A 20,278-nucleotide genomic window follows, 5' to 3' on the forward strand; every position below is an offset into this window, starting at 1 on the left:
TACTTATTCCTTATTCCCCGAACTCCGCGGAAACTGAATCCTGACCGTTGTCCCGATTCCCGGCCGGCTATAAATCGCCACCCCGTAGTCCTCCCCATAATGAAGCCGGATGCGTTGATGCACATTGCGAATGCCATAACCGACATCTACACTTTCTATAGGATGCAAAATCCGCCGGACGACACTCGGATGTATGCCGATGCCGTCATCAATGATTTTGAACACCACATCCGCCCCCGCAAGCTCCCCCACGATCCGAATATGGACACGGTCTTCAAACCGGGCATGTTCAAACACATTTTCGACAAAAGGCTGAAGAATGAGTTTAATCGTATTATATTGATCCAGCTCCGGTTCGATGTCATAACGGACGGCCACGCTGTCGCCATATTTGGTTCGTTGAATGTTGATGTAAGCCTCCACCTGCTCCAGCTCGCTGCGGATGGGAATCACGGTGCGGCCTTCGTTCAGCGATAACCGGTAGAATTTGGCCAGGTCAAGCACCATCTGTTGCTGCTTATCCAGTTGACCGAATTGTGCCAATCGGCTGATCGACGACAAGGTGTTATACAGGAAATGAGGGTTAATCTGGGCTTGAAGGGATTCCAATTCCGCTTCCTTCTTCTGAATCTTCGTAATATAGACTTCACGGATGAGATCCCCGATATTTTGCCCCATCTCGTTTAAGGATTCGGAGATTTCGGTGAACTCGTCCCGCCCTTTGAAATGTATCCGTTTCTGAAAATCCCCCTGCTGAAAAAGGTCCAGCACCGTCACAATTTTATTCACCTTCTTGGCAAATAAACGCGAAACGAGGTACCCTGCGAACGAAAACAGCAGAATGGAGGCGAAACAGACGGCAAAGGTCCAGAATCGGACTTTGTCGGTGGCGCGCTCGGTCAGATTTTTCGGGACCCATGCCACGAGGTACCAATCTAGCCTTGGAATTTCCTCTCGTATTTCCAGCACATCCTCCGTCCCTCCAGGCAGCCTATCCCCCGCCAGCCATTTCGTTTGCCCCGAGGACGACATGATGGTCCCTTTGGCATCGGTTATAAAGAGCGCCGTACCTTCCCCGATCTTGTCATAATCCACACTTTCCAGTAATGTCGTCAGACTTGTGCTGATCCGGATAAAACCGCGCTCCTCCAGACGTATAGGCGAATTCGTGTCTACGATCCTCCTTAACAGCGAGATTCTTCCGTACCTCGCATCATCTTCGATCTGCTTCCATTCCATGGTCTCGCCGTACTTTTCCTTTGGAAATCGCTTGTACCAGCTCTTATCCTGAATGCGCCTGATGTTGTACAGATCAAAGACAGATCGGCCAGCCCTTAACGGATCGGTATGATTGTGGTCCAGATAAATTTCCGGGAGCGCGGCATTATGCAGGTAAACGGACAACCAGATACTGTCATTAGCCGCTTCGATCGTCGTGTTCAGCTTAGGCAGCAAATATTTCGTTGTCACTTCATAGCTGGCCCAACCCTCCTCATAATGGCGCAGGTGCTTGGACAACGTGTCGTCGAGATAAATCATGTTGGATATTCGGACGAGGTCATCGACTTTATACGTAATATTGTCTCTCATTTGTTGAATCGTGCCGGTATTGATTTCACGTGTCCGATCTTGAATGGAACCGACGAAAACCGCGTTCAACGCGTATCCCCCAAGCAAAATAAGTACGATAATAAACACGCTGTAGGAAAGCATAAGTCTGTAGCTGAAGGGTAGATAGTTGCGTGCGCCCGCTCTCCTCATGATTTTATTGCCTCCGGTATTCCAGAGGTGTCATACCATAAGCTTCCTTAAACTGCCTGCTGAAATAAGGGAGATAGCGGTACCCGACCCGATCGGCCACCTCATATATTTTGAGATTCGTATCTATAAGCAATTCACAGGCCTTTTCCAACCGCAATGCAATTAAATATTCGCTAAAATGTTTCCCGGTTTCCACTTTGAAGAGCTGACCCAGATAGTTGGGGGAGAATGAATATTCCTTGGCAACGTCCCGCAACGTAACATTGTCTTGCAGCCTCTCGCGTAAATCATCCACGATATTATGAATGAGCTTCCAATTCTTCGTATGCTTTCCGGCAGGCAGCAACTCAGAATCGCCATAGGATTGTCGGATATCGCCTTCCGGGATGCGCAGCATCGCTTCGTTTCTTGCCAAGGGCATTATCTGCCCAAACGCCGCTTCACGTTTCCTTTCCTCATCGAGCGCATTCCGCACTTTAGCCAGGGAATCGATCAACTCCTGATCATCCATCGGCTTCAGGACGTACCCGGAAGCGTTCAGGGACAAGGCTTGTTTGGCATAATGAAAATCCTGATAGCCGCTCACGAATATAATCTTAATATCCTTCCACCGTTCCAAAGCTTTGCCGGCGAGCTCCAATCCGGTCATGTTGGGCATCCGGACGTCTGTGACCAGAATGTCGATCTTCTCCGTCTCCAGCACTTTGCAAGCGGCAAATCCGTTGGTTACCCCGCCGACGACTTCCATCCCGAGCTCTTTCCAGGGAACGAAGGCTTTCATACCTTCTAAATCGAGCATTTCATCGTCCGCAAGCAACACTTTGTACATGGAATCCACTCCTCTTTATGCCAAAATATCCTTCAGGGGTATACATAAAGTATACGCCCGAAGGACAGTAAGGGAAATGTCAGTTTAGGAATTGCCTGCGAGTTTCTTCACGTTATCCTGCCACTTCTGTGTCTTGAATGCGAGCAGCTTCTCGTACCCCGCGGTTTGCGCGTCTTTCTCCGCTTTGTCGAGAAGGGAAATGACTTCTTCATCCGTCTTCGCAAACAGCACTTTGGCTCTTGTCTCAAGATATATATCTTCTATACGTTGACGGATAATCCCCTCTTCACTCTCAGGCATCGGATCCAGGTTAATAAATTCGGTTCCGTCGGATTGCGTTTTCCACGTAATCTCATTCTGCCATCGGGTAGCCCAATTCTGTTTCTCCGGCGGGAGTGTGCTCTCGAATTTCGCTTTCGTCTTGTCAACGAAGACGGTATTGCCCAGCCAGTTCCAGTTGACTGTGGTCGATTGCAGCTTGGCGAGCTCCGAGGCTTCGCTCACATATTTATCCGTGAATTTAGGCGTGTAACCGTCCGCTTCCACTCCGTCCCAATACAATCCCGGAGGTCCCCACATGTTGACGCTCTGGCCTTCCGGACCGCTGAACCAATCCATGAACGCGAAGATGGCTTCAGGATTCTTGGCGGCTTGGGTTATGGTCATCACATTCCAGCCCAATTGCGTGTACGTACCCGGGAAGATCTTGTTCTTATCCAAGCCTTCCTTATGGATCGGCCAAATCATCATATAACCGGCCTTCGGATCTTTAGCCGACAGCTCCGTATGCGCCTGCATTGCGATGTCTATGGGGCTTGCAGCGCCATAAACCGCTACGCGTCCTGTCATTACTTTCTCTTTCACCTGGTCGAGCGTTTGGGTCATCGCATCCTGCGTAATGAGCTTCTCACGGAATAATTTCGCCGTATATTGCATCGATTCACGGAAGACCGGATCTGTAAAGATGGACGACAATTTATCGCCATCCGGCACCGCCCGAATCCCCGGAAACTTCTTGTCATTCTCACGGAAAGCGGAATATAACACATCCAGCCCTTGGCCGTCTTTAGCCAAGTGCGGCTCGTATGGGGTTACGTCCGGGTACTTGCTTTTGACCAATTTCAGATAGTTGTAGAGATCGTCCGTCGTTTCCAGCTTCGGGGAACCTAGTTCTTCGTATATTTTCTTATTCACCGCATAACCGGCATTTCCGTTAGGCTGGCTCGTGTACCAATTCGGAATCTGATAGAGCTTGCCGTCCTCGGAACGCAACATATTGATAGCGGCTTCGCCCATCCACTTCTTCAGATTAGGGTATTTGTCCAAATATTCATCCAGGGGCACCAACATGCCGGCTTGACGGAGCTTCTCCATATCGGATCCGCGGTCCAGCCAGATCGTATCCGGCAATTCGTTCGTGGCGATCATCGTATTCAGCTTCTGGGCAGCGGCGCCGCCGGAATGGATCGCCGTAACGTTTACTTTCTTGTTATCTTTGATCCACTTCGATGAAGCGTCATCGCCCCATGGCGGCATCGTGTACCAATCGTAATGACCATAGAAGCTGAATTCCAGCGTCTCTTTGCCTAACTCATACACGGAAGCGGCTTTAGGCTCATTGCCTCCTTGATTGCTGTTGCCGGCGTTGGCCGGCGTTTCCGCATTGTCGCCTCCGGTGCAGCCTGCCAGGAACGTAACCGCCGTGACTACAGATACCATTGCCGTTAACATTGATTTTCGGAACGTCATGTCTCTGATTACCCCTTTCGATTCGTGATCATTTATGTTCAAGCTTACGCTTAAAACCGAATCCGGCAACTATTCTTTCAGGGAACCCACCAATACTCCCTTTACAAAATACTTCTGCAAAAATGGATAGACCGCGATAATCGGCACGGTCGCCACAATCATAGTCGCCATGGACAACGACTTCGTGGTGACGGATCTCATCTGGGACATGCGACCCTGCGCGGCCGAATCCATCTGTGACACTTGCTCTGACATAATATTCGAATTGAGAATCTGATTGAGCATCGTCTGAATCGGGAGCAGCTTCTCATTGGAAATATAGATGCTGGGCAGAAACCAATCGTTCCAGTGATAGACCGCGGTGAACAAGGCAAGTGTCGCGATGACAGGTCCGGATAACGGAATGACGATCCGGAACAGTGTGCCCCAGTGACCGCAGCCGTCGATCTTTGCCGATTCCTCAAGCCCCGCGGGCAGCCCTTGAAAGAACGTTCGAAAGATAATCATATTCCACACCGATATTAACGACGGAATGATGAATACCCAGAACGAGTTCATCAGGTTTAACTCACGCATCAGCAGGAACGTGGGAATTAATCCGCCGCTAAAGTACATGGTAATGATGCATACGACCATATAAAATTTACGGCCCATCAATTCTCTCTTCGATAACCCGTAAGCGAACACCGCGGTAAACAGAATCGACGTCAATGTGCCGACAACCGTCCGGATGACGGAAATCAGGAATCCGTTCAGCAACCTGGCGTCATTCAATACCACGCTGTAGTTCTCCAAGGTAAACGCTCTGGGCCAAAATGTAATTCCGCCTTTCGCGGTGTCCACGCCTTCATTAAGCGAGATGACGAGCGCGTTCCAGAACGGATAAAAGGTCGTGAAGGTTAGGAGCGCAAGCATGAAATAGATTGTAACGGTCATGATGCGGTCTCCATTAGTCAGACGAATCATAGGCAGGCCGCCTCCCCGAAAGGTATTGTGAATTCTACCATAAGCTGTTACCGGATCTGCGCGCGATGTAATTGGCCATGGTGAGAAGCCCCACGCTGATGACTGCTTTGAATAACCCCACGGCTGTAGCGTAAGAATAGCGGCTGTTCTTGATCCCTACCCGGTAGACATAGGTGTCAATTACGTCCGATACATCTCTTAATACCGGGTTAACGCCCAACAGGAGAATATCGTCAAAACCTGCGTTCAACAGATTACCTATGGCCAAAATCATGAAGATTATAACGACAGGCATGATCGAGGGCAGTGTAATCAGGAACATTTGCTTAAACCGACTGGCTCCGTCCATCTGAGCCGCTTCATACAGATGAGGATCGATGCCTGCAATCGCTGCCAAATACACAATCGATCCGAAACCGATTTCTTTCCAAACCCCTGTGGTCACGATAATGGTCCAGAAATACTCCGGCAGGGACAGAAAGTTAATAGGTTCTTCGATAAGATTCAGCTTCTGGAACGCCATATTGACACTGCCGTTATCCGTGGACAGCAAGGACATGACGAATCCGGCAACAATGACCCAAGACAGAAAGTGGGGAAGATAACTGACGGTTTGGACTACCCGCTTGAATGCCATATTCCTGACTTCATTCAGCATCAAGGCAAGCAGGATCGGCGCCGGAAATCCTATTCCGAATTTCAGCAGGGAGATCACAATCGTATTACGCATCACTTCACTAAACTCCGGGGATTGAAAAAACATCTCGAAGTGTTTAAATCCCACCCACGGGCTGTTCAGGAAGCCTTTAAAGATGCTGTAATCCTGAAATGCCATCAGTACCCCGTACATGGGAATATAACTGAAGACCAGGATAAGCAGCATGGCGGGCAGCACCATGAGTTGCAGGTCCAACTGTTTCATAAAGCGCAGGACCACACTCTGGCGTATAACTTTAGGCGGCGTTTTCTTCACTGTCGATAGTTGTGCCATAGCCTTCTCCTTTGCTTACGGGATCGTTTTTATTGATTGTAAGCGATTTCTTAATGGACTGCTATCTGACAAAACAACGATAAATGATACATTTCAATTCAATTGTGCAAAGTGAAAGGTCAAGCCCGCTAACGAACTGACACATACCCTATCCCGCTATGGTATCCGGCACAGAAGGCTGGTGGAGCACAATTAGGTAACCAATTTCCTTCGTGTGCAGTCTCCGCAACACACGAGAGTAAATGGTTACTTTATAGCTGAGATTACTTTGACGGCAACCGAATCTAGCGTAATTGGGGGGCACCTCAACGAAAACTGTTACCATCACGCGCTATACTTTTCGATAAAATTTCATAGCGCGCAAAAAATGTCAGATGGGCGACCAACTGGATTATGCCGAGTACAATTCTGCAACAAAAAACGGACCGTACCCGACAAAAGTCAGCTACGGTCCGCTGCATTATACAGAAGATTCAATGGGAATCTGAGGTCCGAATAAGGTAAAATCAATATCTTCCCAGCCCAGCTTGTAGGCGGGGGAAGAAGCCTCCAGGCGGTAATCGCCGTCTTGGGAATTCACAAAGCCCGGCGCACCAAGCAAAGATCGGGCATCATATTTCCCCCCGAGAAGCTCGCGCCACGCTTGCCAGGTGTATTCGTTGCCCCAGACCGGGTTGATGCCCGCCGGTTCCGCCGGCAACTCGCCGGCAATCCGGCAGGGCTCTCCGTTGCGCCAGAATACGTTGCGATCCGCCAGCAAGAACCGGTATGCGCTCCAGTTCACGAAGCAGTACAGATGACCGGAGTCGGACACGATGTTCTTCTCTACGACGATATCCCGGGTATCCTCCCCCGCCATCTCTTGAGATCCTATGGCACACACGGCATCCGGATTGTCCACCATGAGATTATTCACGATGCGGTTTCCGATTCCCTTGGAGAAAATAGTCATCCAAAGCTTGCCGGTATTCGTGCTGTACAGATGGTCCAGCACATTGCCGCTCACTTCCACATCATCCGAGGCATCGTCCAGGTAAATGCCGAAGCCGAACGAGAAGTGAATTCCGCTATGGTGCAGACGGTTGCCTGTGATCCGGTTGCCGAGGCCGATTCCCCAGGATTCAATCATGCCCCCGTCTTGGCTGTCCGTCATCACATCCGAGATGTCGTTACAGCGCACATGGTTGTTTCGCGTGAACAGGAAATCCCAGTGATTCTCCCATGTGACCCCTTCGCCCCAGAGCGATGTTGGCATCATCCTGTACCTCAGGCCCTTCAGTGAAATGCCGTAACGGGGCATATGCGCGATGCGGTTATGGGCGATGTCGCACTCCCCGCACTGATAGAGCACGATCCCGCTGCCGTGACCGACAAGCTCGCCTCCGTGTTCTATCACGTTATGGGCGATGCTATGACCTTTGTTGACATACGGCGTCTCGGCTCCCGCGAAGTCCCCTTCGCCCGGCGCGAATCCCGATGCGTACACCGCCGTGTGCCCGACATGCCCGATATAGTTTCGGGTAATCGTGATTCGTTCCGCGCATCGATCGAGAAAGATGCCGCAGGATCCGGATGCGCGAATGATGCAGGAGTCGATTTCGACCGAAGCCGCGTTGCGGATGTAGATTAATCCGTTACGATTCTCCTCTGGCTCGGCATTATCCATCCCAGGCTCACTCCGCATCATCCGGTGATCCGCAATGAAATCGGTGCAAGCCAGGGTCAGCCCGCGGAAGGATAGCCCCGATACGAGTCGATTCTCATCCTCCCCCTGGATTTCAACCAGACGTGTCAGCAGGGGCGCAACCACGGTCTGCTCATTCGGTGAACCGCGTTCAGGCCGGTAATATACCATGCTTTCCGCTTCACTGAAATGGAATTGGCCGGGTTCACGCAGAAAGTCCAGAGAGCCTTGCAGGTAATATCTCGATCCCTCCCCGATGCCCCAAGTGGCGGGCCGTGCGAGTTCAAGGAAGCGAGCGGTGTAATCTATGCTTCGTACGGGGATGGTTTCAGAAAACCAGTTCCATTCCCCCTCCCCCGGCCATACAAACACCTGAAGACCGGAAGAATCAACGGGTGTCGGCAGATCCCCTTCCCGATAAGCTATGCCTTCGCGCTCCCTGCCCGGGGAGGCACTCGTGGTATAGTATCCGACCGCCGGCAGCCTGGCTTTCGTAATCCGCTCCCCGTTGGCGTACAGCGTCTGAATTCGCGCGGAAGAAGGCACCGGCGTACGCCAGATGCCATCCTGCCATAGCTCCCATTCCGTCAGCACCTTACCTCCAAGTAATACCGGCGCTTCGCCGGCCTCATTCCTATACTCAACCCGGCATGCTCCCCCGCCGGTGTCCTCCCGTCCGAACCGCAACGGTTCCGTAAGCTCGTAAGTTCCGCCGCGCAAGCAGACGGTAATCTGGCCGGTGTGCCCGCTGCGAATGTATCCCCGCACCGCTTCCTGTGCCGCCTGAATCGTACGGAAAGGATGCAGCCGGCTTCCCGTCCCGGCATCGTCGCCCTCTTCAACGCTTACATAAATTTTCTTATCCATCGATTCAGTCATTCAAATCAAACCCCCTTTAAGCTTATATTCCCATCGTGTCTCAGGAAAGGGGACAGCGCTACTATTCGATATAAAACTAAGTCATGTTGCTACTGTGGATTAAGCGATTTACTGTGCTGACTCCCAATATAAGCGCCCCAGTCCAGGTCATTTGATGTCAAAACATGAAACCGCATAATTCACAACGCCGTAGACAGTAATCCATGATTCCTGCTGTTTGCACCGGAGAAAGGATATGCCAAGATGATTTTATGAGCAGCAAGCAAGGCAAGAGACGGAGGAGATTGCATGAGTAAATCAGACCCCGCGTTATCGCGGAAGATCGGAGACGGACTGGAAAGGGCGCACAAACCCGCCCCCAGGCCCGCCTCCTGGTTCGGTAAAGAATTAAGACATCTTCGAAAGAACCGGGAGTTGTTACTGCTGGCGCTGCCCGGCATCCTATTCAAATTCGTGATCGCCTACATTCCGATGGTCGGGCTGATCCTCGCCTTTAAGTTCTATAGGTATGATCAAGGCATCTTCGGAAGCAAGTGGGTGGGGTTCAGCAATTTCGAGTTTCTGTTCAAGTCGCAGGATGCCGTTCGGGTCATCCGCAATACCCTGGCTTACAACTTCGTTTACATCATTCTCGGAACGGCGGTTGCCCTGTTGTTCGCCTTATTATTGAACGAGCTGAGCGGAAGGATGGTTAAGCTCTATCAGACGACAATGTTCTTGCCCTTCTTTATCTCATTCGTGCTGGTCGGTTATATCGCGAACTCCTTCCTGGACCATGAGAACGGGTTTCTCAACAGCTTACTGCACACGTTTGGAATGGAACCCCGCAATTGGTATTTCGAAACCGGACCGTGGCTGTTCATCCTGCCGCTGGTCTCCGTGTGGAAAGGCGTAGGGTTCTCGACTCTTGTCTATTATGCCGGCATCACAGGCATTAACAGCGATTATTACGAGGCCGCCAAGCTCGACGGCGCCACCCGGATTCAGATGATGCTCCGGATCACACTCCCGCTGCTCAAGCCGCTGGTCATTATTTTGTTTATTCTTGGACTCGGCAACATCTTCCGCGGTGATTTCGGCCTCCACTATTTTGTTCCGAATAATGTGGGTATGAACTACGGGACTACGGATATTATCGATACGTACATCTACCGCGCTTTAACGAAGATGGGCGATATTAATTCCGGAGCGGCGGTCGGCTTCCTTCAGTCCGTGCTGGGCTTGATTACCGTGGTTTCGGCCAACTATATCGTGCGAAGAATAGATAAAGACAACGCCTTATTCTAAACAAAGGAGATGCTTCGCATGTCGAATACCCGCTCTAACAGGCTTGCCGGCTTGTTGATCAACGGCTTCTTCACCGTAGCCTGCCTGTTCATAGCGCTGCCGTTTATCCTTCTGATTATCGTATCCGTTACGTCCGAGAACAGCCTTGTTCAGAACGGCTACCAGTTCATTCCCAGCGAATTCAGCCTGGAGGCTTACCAGATTGTATTGAGCAAACCGGAAAGTTTGCTGAGAGGCTATGGTGTTACTATTTTGATAACCGTTGTGGGTACCCTGATCTCCCTGCTCCTTACCGCCATGACCGCTTATCCGATTTCCCGCAGCGACTTCCGCTACAACCGGCCCATTACGTTCTATATCTTCTTCACCATCCTGTTTAACGGGGGCATGATTCCGTTCTATATTCTGATGACCCAGTACCTGCACCTGAAGAACACCCTTGCCGCGCTCATCATTCCGACCGTTCTCAGCCCGTTTAATATTCTGATCATGAAGGGCTTCCTGGACAAAATCTCGAAAGAGATTATAGAATCCGCGAAAGTGGACGGCTCCGGCGAATTCCGAATTTTCTTCCGCATCATTATGCCGCTGTCGACACCCGCGCTCGCAACGCTTGGGCTCTTCATCTCCTTCGGCTACTGGAACGAGTGGTTTTACGCGCTGCTGTTCGTCGATAACGATAAATATGTTCCTCTGCAGCTATTGCTTGTACGCATTCTCTCCCAGATTGAATTTCTCGCGAACTCACCGATGGCGGAGGCGGCGAGCCGCATGCAATACGCCAATTTCCCAACCCTCTCGGTACGGATGGCGATGGCCATTCTGGCCGGCGGACCTATGCTGGTTATATTTCCTTTTTTTCAAAAGTATTTTGTCAAAGGGATTACGGTGGGTTCATTGAAAGGCTAAAGTGATGTTAGATCGGCAAGTTCACTTTATGGAGGAGGTGGGGCCTTTTTTTGCAAGCGAATACATGTATGGAATACGATAACGGAGGGTTGTTCTATGAAAATGAGACAAACAAATGTAATGAAACTGTGTGTTTTCCTTCTATGCCTGGCCCTGATCGCCGCTTGCTCCAACAACGCAGGCAACAACAAGAACACGAACGGAGCCCAAACCGGGGAGAATACGAAAAGTACGACAACAAATGAACCGGTTAAAGAGGAAGAACCGACCGGAACGCCTGAGCTTCCTGAAGCGAAGCTTACGTTCTATTATCCAAGCAATCCGGCAGGAGCCGATCAGAAGACGGTGCAGGATGAGATCAATAAGTATCTCAAAGAAAAGATCAATGCCACCGTTGATTTGAAACCGCTCTCATTTGATGAATACGATACGAAGCTAAACGCGATGATGGCCGCCGGCGAAGCATTCGATCTCGCCTGGTCTTCCCGGTACTGGCTGCTTCCTTATCAGGGCAACGTCGACAAAGGGGCCTTCCTGGAGCTGACGGATGACATGATTAACCAGTATGCGCCGGAAGCGCGCAAGAACATTCCGGATAAATTCTGGCCGGATATGAAAGCCGTGGACGGCAAAGTGTACGGGTTCCCGATCTACCAGGTGGCCGCCAAGACGAAGAGCTTGATCATTCAGAAGCAGTACATTGATAAATATAAGCTGGATGTTTCCACCATTCAATCGTATAAGGATCTGGAACCTTTCCTTAAGCAGTTGAAGGACAACGAGAAAGGCGTTATTCCTTTCGGCATGGCTCAGAACTCATGGGGCATTTATGTTGACAGAAATCGTGTCGGCGCGGACGGCCTGGCCGTTACTTATCAGAAGGACGATGCGACCTTCAAGAATCTCACGGAAATCCAGATGATCGAAGATAAGAAGGAATACTATGACACGATGCACGCTTGGTACAAAGCCGGTTACATTAACAAGGACGCGCCGGTACTGAAGAACATCAATGACCTGAAAGCGAAAGGCAACGTAGCCGTCGGCATTGAGTTCACATCCAAACCGGGCGGGGAAGTTGATGAGAAGAACGTGAACGGCGGCAACGAAGTCGTGTACGTACCGATTTCAGACAGTTATTTCACAGGTATCTCCAGTGCGATGCATGTCATCAGTAAAACTTCCAAGAACCCGGAGCGCACGCTCATGTTAATTAACCTTCTCAATACGGATAAGTATCTCTACAACCTGATCTGCAACGGAATTGAAGGCAAGCATTACACGAAGAAAGACGATCTGTATATGGAGCCGATTAAAGATTCGGGCTACGCTCCCAATGTGGATTGGGTATTCGGCAACCAGTTCAACGCGTTCCTGAAACCGGGCCAATCCCAGGACGTGTGGGAACGGACAGTCCAATTGAATGACAGCGCGCTTGTGGCAGAGTCTTACGGATTCTCTGTGAATCAAGAAAGCATCAAGTCCGAGATTGCCAACGTTCAGGCGACCAAAGAGGAGTTCCAGCTCGCTTTGGAAACCGGCGCCGTAGATCCGAAGGATTTATTGCCTAAATTTATTGATAAACTCAAAGCATCCGGACAGGACAAAATCGATAAAGAAGCCACCGCGCAATGGGAAGCGTTCCTGAAAGAGAAAGGTGTTAAATAGTCACGCATAACACAGAAGAAGGCTTCGCCGAGTCACGCGGCGAAGCCTTTCTTCTTGTTCGTTGCCCCCTCCGCCTACTCCAGACTTTTCTTAAGTCTGTATTCCCGCGGCGTGACACCGAACTTCTTTTTGAACAGTTTAAAAAATGTGCTTTCGTTAAAAAATCCCACCAGCTCCATAATTTCTTTAATGCTGAAGCTCTTGGTTTCCAGATACTTCTGCGCATGCCTCAGACGCACTTCATTGAGATATTCGCCCACCGACATCAATTCGCTCTGCTTGAATTTTAAGCCCACATAAGCCGGCGTCATATGCAGAATTGATGCAATGCCCTGAAGACTTAAATTGCGGTCCTTATAATTAACCTCCATGATTTCCTTGATCGCATCGGTAAGCGCCGAGTTCTTCTCATGGTCCGACTCAAGCAGTTTGTCATGAATCTCGGTACAGGCTTGCCCTAACAATTCTCTGATCTCTTCCATCGTTTCCTTCTCGAGCACCTGCCGGCTTAATGAGCTCAGGTCGACATACAGCGACACCACCCTGTTTTTGTTCAGATCCCGGACGGTCCCTTTCAGAATATCCACCACGTGCAGCATGCCATGAATGATATGATCGTAATGGTAGCGCGACAATTGCTCCAGAATGTGATGTATCGCCTCCAGCATCCCGTTCAGATCGTTGGTCCGGATACTCTCAATCATCTTCTTCTCCAGATCCTCGGGGAAGGTGTATTCGTACTGCTCCATGTTGGATCTGACCCGCTCCGGTGTGAGAATGGCGTTGCTGCCGAACAGCATTTTGTACATTGAATATTGGATTGCCCGGCCGTACCCCTCCGAAATGTCCTCGTACTCCCCGATCAGATCGCTAACCGTCATGGACAAAGACAGCTTGTAGTATCCGTTAATCACCTCTTGAATACGTTGGAGAACAGGGATCAGCGGCGCGGTCTCTTGCCCGTTCAGGCTTTCCCCGCTTATCAGCATGACCACATGATCACTGCGCATATCCGCGATTTCGCACCGGAACGGACTCGTTCGCATCATATCTTCGGCAATATTGTTAATGGCAAAATAGTACAGCAACCGCTGATTATAACTCACATTCCGCATAAAGCTGTGATAGCCGTCGATCTTCATAATAACGAGCCGGTAAGGTCCCTTTGGTTCTATATTCAACTGGTTATGCGCGATACTTTCGGCGAATTGCCCCGGGGTGAAGGCCGGACTGCTGGCGATCAGGGTACGAAGATGATAATTCTTCACAATCGTCTTCTGCTTATCTTGTTCATTCGATACGTGATACAGCTTCTGAACCATCTGGCTGTACCTGTTGGCCGCATGCGACAGCTCATCCCGGCTGCCCGCTCTCTCTTCCCGCTCCTCGGCGGGGTCGATCCCCATCTGCGCAATCATCCTCTCGATGGGTTTATAGAGCTTATGCGCCATGAGAATGGAGACGATCACCGATAACAGGAGAAAGGCCGCGCTTAACAAGTGTGAGGTCGTTTTCATCTGTTGAATCGGTCCCAGCACATCTTCATAGGGTTGAACCGTGACCACTTTCCAAGAGGACACCTCGGTGTTCATGAACGTGATGAGGAAATCGTCTTCGCCGCCCAAGGGGTTGGTGAAATAACCGAATTGCTCGGGAACTATCGAATTGCGCTTATGCAGCACCTGCTTCAATGCATCCAGATTGGAGAGCAGATGATCTCCCTGGCCGGATAAGATAACGTTGCCTGCTTCATCGACGATAAAAATACCTGACCTTTCGGGATGGGCAAAATCGTTGATCGACCGCATATTCTCAATCAGCCACTCGGGCTTGATATTGAGGACCAGCGCGCTCTCGCGGGTGGCATTGTCAGGATAGTAGGTTTCGTATATGACGAGCGAGAAGAAGTCCACGGAACGTTCCCTACCGCTGAAATTCATAGGAAGCAGCTCCATTCTCGGCAGCTTTTCCTTCCGCTTCAGCAAGCGAACAAGCTCTTCGGACATCGCATGATCCGGCTTGGACAGTCCAAGGTCGCCGACCGCGTAGGTCTCGTTCGCGTAACCGTTGTACACCATAATGGAGTGAAGAAAGGAGGAGAGGGTGTAGCTCTGATGGAGATCATTTACCGCTTGGATGACGGTCATGGGGTCAGGCTGCCGCATCGTCATCAAGGCTACAATTCGTTTCTCGGCATAGAGGTTGACCGCGAAGTTACTAATGATTTCTTTCATATAGGAAATGTTATTGTTGACTTGAGTCATGACCTTCCGGTTGGCTTCCTGCTGCATGGTGATGGCGCTTCGCTCGGCATTGTATTGTTGTGCCAGAGAAGAGGTGAGCAGCACCGCGAACATCAGCAGCGTCAGAGACAACAGCATTCGCAGAAGATACTTCTTGGACTTATAGGCCTGCAGCATACGCATGTGATTACCTCCATTAAAGCGTTTACATAGTTCCCTGGATTTAGTATCTCACAGAAATTGGATGGTCTCCACTATGAATTTTACGTAATCCTTTGCCATATGGGTAAAAAAAAGACCATCCGTTGTCGTCGCAGCTAACAACAACAGGATGGTCCTACACATGGCGTCCGCTTTAATAAAATTTAACCGTCTTATATTGGGAAGCCGCCTTGAACAGCGTTGGTGTCTTGCCGTGTTGTACATAGGCCGCATCGTAAGTGGTGTCCACCGTCTGCCACTTGTTATCAATATATACTTCGTTCCAAGCATGGTACGTGGCAGGGGCATCGGCATGGTACCCTTTCACGACCTTGGTGGGAAGCCCCGCGCTTCGGGCCATAGCCGCGAACAAGGTCGCGAAATCGTAGCAGATCCCCTTGGAGGATTTATAAATCTCATCTACCTCCGGCGTGTATTTCGAGGAAACGGTTTTCGCTTCAAGTGTGTCATACTTTATATTTTTGGTGATATATGTGTATATGGCTTTTAGTTTAGCTTGATCGGTTTCGGCGCGTAAGGTCAATTCACGTGCTTTAATCACAGCTGACGTGCTATTCGACCAGTTGATCAAGGAGATGGATTGCAGGAATACGTCGTTACCGACCCCCTGCTTCAGTGTGAGCTCTTCTTGGGTAATAACTTTATATTTAGTATCGCTTACCGATTGCGCGATCAGCACCTTATATACCCCGTCCCCTAACTGCAGCGGATATTGGGCTCCCGGGCTCATTCTGTAGTCGTAGCTGACTTTCCCCTTCGTAACACGGATGATCGTTTCCCGATCCGGAGATTGTTCATAGTTTACCCTTAACACACCTTTAGTCAAAGCTTCGCTGTCGAATAGTGTCATGGACGACGCGGCCGCCACGGAACCGAAGGGAGCCAAAAGACCCAAAACTATAACAAACATCGATCTCCATACCCATTTAGACACAAAAAAACTCCCCCTTCGGTAACTGGCTGTCTTTTTAGTAGAATTCTACTAAGGAAGACCCTTTAGTTTTGCGTCTTTAGCTTTCGCTAAATTTGCCTTTATCGGTGAAAGCACCTTATTTATTAATCTAAATGTACTATAGGATCGACAGCTTGTATATAGACTTACGACCTATGATTTGGAATTATTTGTCCTTTCAGAATGAGTCTATGGGTCGGATTTTTCATAGGATGGCACGTAACCAGCGTAATTTCGCGTAAATTCTCCTTTCCTTTCAGCACCCCAACCTCTTCGGGAAGCACAATCTCCTTGCTTGTCAGTTTATATCGAAATTTCTCTTTTCCCGTGTCGACTTCAACTACATCACCGATCTTCATCTCGCCTAACCGGTTAAAATTCTTTCCGTATGTACGGTTACGATGACCTGCAATGGCGTAATTGCCGATTTGGCCGGCTTTACCGGTGTTGGCAATGCTGGCGACTGACCGTGACAAGTTTTGTTTCGTAGCGTTGGTCAGGATTGGCAAGTTCAGATCAATTTTGTTGATGATCAAGACGCCCTCGACGTTCTTTAACTTTACTTCAGCCGCGGGCGGTTTTTTCTGTGACGGGGCAGGCTGCGCTGTCATTGGCTTCGTTGCGGCAGAATCACTGTCGTCCGGTGGAAGATCGGCCTGCTCCACAATATCTTCTACCGTCGTCTCCAGAGCGATCTGTTGCATGTTCTGTTGCCATTGTTCCAAGATCCGATTCTGTTGATACGTCTCGTACCGGTCTTTAACAGCGGGATAGAGCAAGATCATAAATCCCGTCAGAATGATGAATGCCGCAAGTAATTTCTGTCTCAACATAATTAACTCCCTTCATACAAAATGGAAGCGAGCCTCGTAAGGTCTCGCTTCCAATGGTCATGTTCTTTAGCGCTTGACGAGAACTTTCCGTCTAAGTACTGCGAAGCCCAACAGGATCACGGCTACACCGAGAGCTTGCGTCTTCCATGGACTGGCTTCGCCGGTCTTAGGAAGCATCGGTGCAATCGTTTCATCGGGAACGGCCGTTCCCAAAGGAACGTCTACATCTGTTTCAATGATGTCTACATCCTCCGGAGGATCAACACGGACCGGTTCCGTAGGTACCTCTATGTTTCCGGTTGGCGTCACATCCGGTACCGGCGTTAATTCGATCGGCGGTACCGTCGTCGGTGGTATCGTAGTTGGTGGCACCGTCGTTGGCGGATCCGTTGGCGGATTCGTCGGCGGTGGGTTTGTCGTCGGCGGATCCGTTGGCGGCGGATTCGTCGGTGGTGGATCTGTTGGCGGCGGATTCGTCGGCGGTGGATCTGTTGGCGGCGGATTCGTCGGCGGTGGATCTGTCGGCGGTGGATCTGTCGGCGGTGGATCCGTCGGCGGCAATTTAGCATTTGTTATCGTTTTGCAATAACATGTCGTAGCGGATACATCAATAGTAAAGAGATGCTCCGTCGGATCTAACTTGTAGCCGGCCGGCGCTGTTTTCTCAATGAGTACATAGGCGCCGGTAATCAGCTTCTTAAATACAGCCTTCCCGACCGAATCCGTGGTCAGTGTATTCACCAGAGTCCGTTCCGCGTCAGATACGCGGTAAAGCTCGAAACTCGCTCCGCTGAGCAACAACGAAGGGTCGGCTTCATCGACTTTCTGGATGGTAAGCTTCCCATTCGCCCCTGACGGATCAAATGCAGCTGTGACTGTAAGCGGGGCGGACCCATTCTCATCCCAGTCTACACGGGCTTGATTCACATATTCGACGTTGCCTGGAACTACAGGCCCGCTTAACCAGTCTTCATCGAAATAGGTCGCGTAACTGACGGTATGCGGGCCCGAAATCGGAGACTGCAGAGTAAGGTCGAAACCGTCGGTTGCCGCAGGTGTAACGGATTCGCGCAGTACCAGATTATACGCTGCCGGCGCGCCTCCATCTGCAGTGACCGTCAGCGATCCCGGCACGAACTGAAGTCCGCCCTGCGTAAACGTATCCTGCAGGTAGACGTTGGACATGATCTTGCTGTCCCCGTTCAGCTTGACGGTCCAGACCACGGTTTGAGCCGCGGCATCTACAGCGCCAGCCCGTTTGCTGATAATCACCTGGTCGATCTCGCGTCCAGACACATCCTTATACGTGTTGGAATACACCGAGTTGATCACCATCGTCGTGCCGGTCACGCGTTGAACGGCGGCTGTTTTATACTCTATTTTGAAAGCTGATGTAACATCCTGATGGAATTGCACATGAAAACCAGTCTGACCTGCTGCTGTTGTGGGAGTCACGGTGTACTCGGATGAAGCCAGTACTGTACCTTTCACTTCAAATCCGCCTGAATTAAACGTAATCGGGTACACTTGAAGAGAATTTGGAACTAGCTGCTGCGTATCTGGAAATAAATCTGTCAAAATGGCATCCGCAGCAGGAACATCCTTCTGATTGTAGTTATACTTGATCGCCCAAGAAATCGTCTGCGTCGCCGCGTCATAATTCGTGGAATCCTTGCTCAGGAACTTCTGGCTACCGACTTCAGCCGCTTGCGCGCCCGACTGCCCTAGTAACCCCGTAACGTTAACCAACAGTGTCATAAACATAATCGTGACCAGCAACGCGCTTACCTTTTTACGAAGAATCATTGACGGACATCTCTCCTTCTCCCATATCAATACTTTATCCCCAGCTTTAACTAAAATGCCTGTACAATATATTAACATATTTTAGAAGATTAGAATCTAGAACTAGTTAAATCTACTATATTATTACAATAGTTCTTATATTTAGACAAAAAATGACCTCACCTATATCTCAGGTGAAGCCATTTCAACCTAATATTATGGATGCAAATCTAATACCTTCGAGATTTTGCGATTGATTTCGCTGACATTCACAGGTTCCGTCTTCTGATCAGCCAAGCCATATTTATGTTTTAATTTCAAAATACGGTACACCCGCTCGTCCACCATCCGTTCCGTGAGCACACCGGATTGCATCCCCTGCTTCAACGCCTCAAGCACCCGTTTCTGCATTGTATAGTCATGACCGATTAACACGATATCGCTCCCTGCCTGCACGGATTGCAGAGCTGCCTTGCCGATCTCATGATGCTTGACGATCCCGCCCATGGTCATATCGTCCGTGATGACGACGCCCTTAAACTTAAGCTTCTCCCTTAATAGCCCCGTAATCATCTTCTTTGACAGGGATGCAGGAGCCTTGGAATCCACCTTAGGCAGCAGTAAATGTGCCACCATCACAACATCGGCCTGATGTTGAATCGCATCCGCGAAAGGCCGGATCTCAAACGCCTCAAGCTCCTCAAGACTCTTGTTCACGACAGGCAGTTCAAGATGAGAATCCACCGACGTATCTCCATGCCCGGGGAAATGTTTGATGACGGGCACCACGCCTTTAGAGCTGATGCCTTTCATCGCCTGGCTCCCGTGACGGATCACTTTCTCTACAGTCGTACCGAAGGAGCGCTGGCCAATGACCGGATTGTCAGGGTTACTGTTAATGTCGAGCACCGGCGCGAAGTCCATATTGAAGCCAAGCGAAGCTACTTCTTCACCGATGGCTTGATGGATCGCATACGTATAGTTCGGGTCATCGTATCGGCTGATATCCGCGGCGGCGGGCGTTTCTGTGAATTCGCGCGGCATGCGGCTTACCAAACCGCCCTCCTGATCCAGGCTGAGCCATAATGGCACCCCATGATTGCGGTTCATCTGCTTGAGCTGATTCAGTAAACCCAATGTCTGCTTGGCATTGTTGATATTGTCCTTGTACAAAATAAATCCGCCCACATGATACTTGTTCATCATCTCTTCTGCATCCGATTGAGCTGTTGCTCCCTTCAAACCGACAAGCACCATCTGTCCGAGTTTTTGCTCCGTGGTCATCCCCGCGAGTTGCTCCTGAACAGGATCCTTCACCTCCGGAACCGAAGGAGCTTGCGGCGTTTGTGGATCTTCGGGCGCTTGGGGCGTCGGGGGCTTCTGCGGAATTGGCGAAGCCGGAGAAGTTGACGGCGGTTGGGGAACAGGTTCCGCTTGCTGCTGTCCGCATGAAGTGAGCACGAATGCGAGAGCTATTTGGAATACGATACATTTACATTTGGTTTCCATGTGTTGGTGAA

14 protein-coding genes and 1 riboswitch are annotated in these 20,278 nt (G+C 50.1%); of the genes, 3 read left to right on the top strand and 11 right to left on the bottom strand.

What is annotated here, in order from left to right; genetic code table 11:
• Nucleotides 1-3: 3 nt before the first annotated feature.
• The 6 genes from SY83_RS05075 to SY83_RS05100 all read right to left on the bottom strand — a co-directional run bounded on the left by SY83_RS05075 (nt 4) and on the right by SY83_RS05100 (nt 8,859).
• Nucleotides 4-1,761 carry a sensor histidine kinase gene (locus SY83_RS05075; RefSeq protein ID WP_068604848.1) on the bottom strand — a complete coding sequence of 586 codons (1,758 nt, stop codon included), beginning with the start codon at nt 1,759-1,761 and terminating at the stop codon, nt 4-6.
• Between the two features lie 4 nt (nt 1,762-1,765).
• Nucleotides 1,766-2,590 carry a response regulator transcription factor gene (locus SY83_RS05080; protein WP_068604849.1) on the bottom strand — a complete coding sequence of 275 codons (825 nt, stop codon included), beginning with the start codon at nt 2,588-2,590 and terminating at the stop codon, nt 1,766-1,768.
• 84 nt (nt 2,591-2,674) lie between these two features.
• Entirely contained in the window at nt 2,675-4,321 is a 1,647-nt protein-coding gene (locus tag SY83_RS05085; RefSeq protein ID WP_407944614.1) for an extracellular solute-binding protein, read from the bottom strand.
• Nucleotides 4,322-4,408: 87 nt separating this feature from the next.
• On the bottom strand, nt 4,409-5,305 hold the full coding sequence (locus tag SY83_RS05090; protein WP_068604853.1) for a carbohydrate ABC transporter permease: 897 nt from the start codon (nt 5,303-5,305) through the stop codon (nt 4,409-4,411).
• Nucleotides 5,306-5,339: 34 nt separating this feature from the next.
• On the bottom strand, nt 5,340-6,296 hold the full coding sequence (locus SY83_RS05095) for an ABC transporter permease (RefSeq protein ID WP_068604854.1): 957 nt from the start codon (nt 6,294-6,296) through the stop codon (nt 5,340-5,342).
• A 460-nt stretch (nt 6,297-6,756) separates the two neighbouring features.
• Nucleotides 6,757-8,859 carry a right-handed parallel beta-helix repeat-containing protein gene (locus SY83_RS05100; RefSeq protein WP_068604856.1) on the bottom strand — a complete coding sequence of 701 codons (2,103 nt, stop codon included), beginning with the start codon at nt 8,857-8,859 and terminating at the stop codon, nt 6,757-6,759.
• Between the two features lie 288 nt (nt 8,860-9,147).
• Between SY83_RS05100 and SY83_RS05105 the strand changes: the two genes are divergently transcribed.
• The 3 genes from SY83_RS05105 (at nt 9,148) to SY83_RS05115 (ending at nt 12,723) form a co-directional block, all read left to right on the top strand.
• Complete coding sequence (locus SY83_RS05105; protein WP_068604858.1) at nt 9,148-10,146, top strand: ABC transporter permease subunit; 999 nt, start codon at nt 9,148-9,150, stop codon at nt 10,144-10,146.
• Between the two features lie 18 nt (nt 10,147-10,164).
• Nucleotides 10,165-11,055 (top strand): carbohydrate ABC transporter permease, encoded by an 891-nt coding sequence (locus tag SY83_RS05110; RefSeq protein WP_068604861.1) that lies wholly within the window; start codon nt 10,165-10,167, stop codon nt 11,053-11,055.
• 96 nt (nt 11,056-11,151) lie between these two features.
• Entirely contained in the window at nt 11,152-12,723 is a 1,572-nt protein-coding gene (locus SY83_RS05115) for an ABC transporter substrate-binding protein (RefSeq protein WP_068604864.1), read from the top strand.
• A gap of 74 nt (nt 12,724-12,797) precedes the next feature.
• Here SY83_RS05115 and SY83_RS05120 read toward each other — a convergent pair whose 3' ends face one another.
• The 5 genes from SY83_RS05120 to nagZ form a co-directional block, all read right to left on the bottom strand.
• A complete protein-coding gene (locus SY83_RS05120) occupies nt 12,798-15,149 on the bottom strand; it encodes a helix-turn-helix domain-containing protein (RefSeq protein ID WP_068604867.1) in 2,352 nt (783 codons plus the stop codon).
• Between the two features lie 172 nt (nt 15,150-15,321).
• A complete protein-coding gene (locus tag SY83_RS05125) occupies nt 15,322-16,122 on the bottom strand; it encodes a transglutaminase-like domain-containing protein (RefSeq protein WP_157279790.1) in 801 nt (266 codons plus the stop codon).
• 14 nt (nt 16,123-16,136) lie between these two features.
• Nucleotides 16,137-16,229: riboswitch (cyclic di-GMP riboswitch) on the bottom strand.
• A gap of 57 nt (nt 16,230-16,286) precedes the next feature.
• Complete coding sequence (locus SY83_RS05130; RefSeq protein WP_157279791.1) at nt 16,287-16,973, bottom strand: class D sortase; 687 nt, start codon at nt 16,971-16,973, stop codon at nt 16,287-16,289.
• A gap of 66 nt (nt 16,974-17,039) precedes the next feature.
• Nucleotides 17,040-18,779, bottom strand: a complete 1,740-nt coding sequence (locus SY83_RS05135; RefSeq protein WP_068604869.1) for a collagen binding domain-containing protein — start codon at nt 18,777-18,779, stop codon at nt 17,040-17,042.
• A gap of 195 nt (nt 18,780-18,974) precedes the next feature.
• Entirely contained in the window at nt 18,975-20,267 is a 1,293-nt protein-coding gene (nagZ, locus tag SY83_RS05140; protein ID WP_068604871.1) for a beta-N-acetylhexosaminidase, read from the bottom strand.
• Nucleotides 20,268-20,278 lie beyond the last annotated feature (11 nt).

Source organism: Paenibacillus swuensis (assembly GCF_001644605.1).
GTDB classification, from domain to species: domain Bacteria; phylum Bacillota; class Bacilli; order Paenibacillales; family DY6; genus Paenibacillus_N; species Paenibacillus_N swuensis.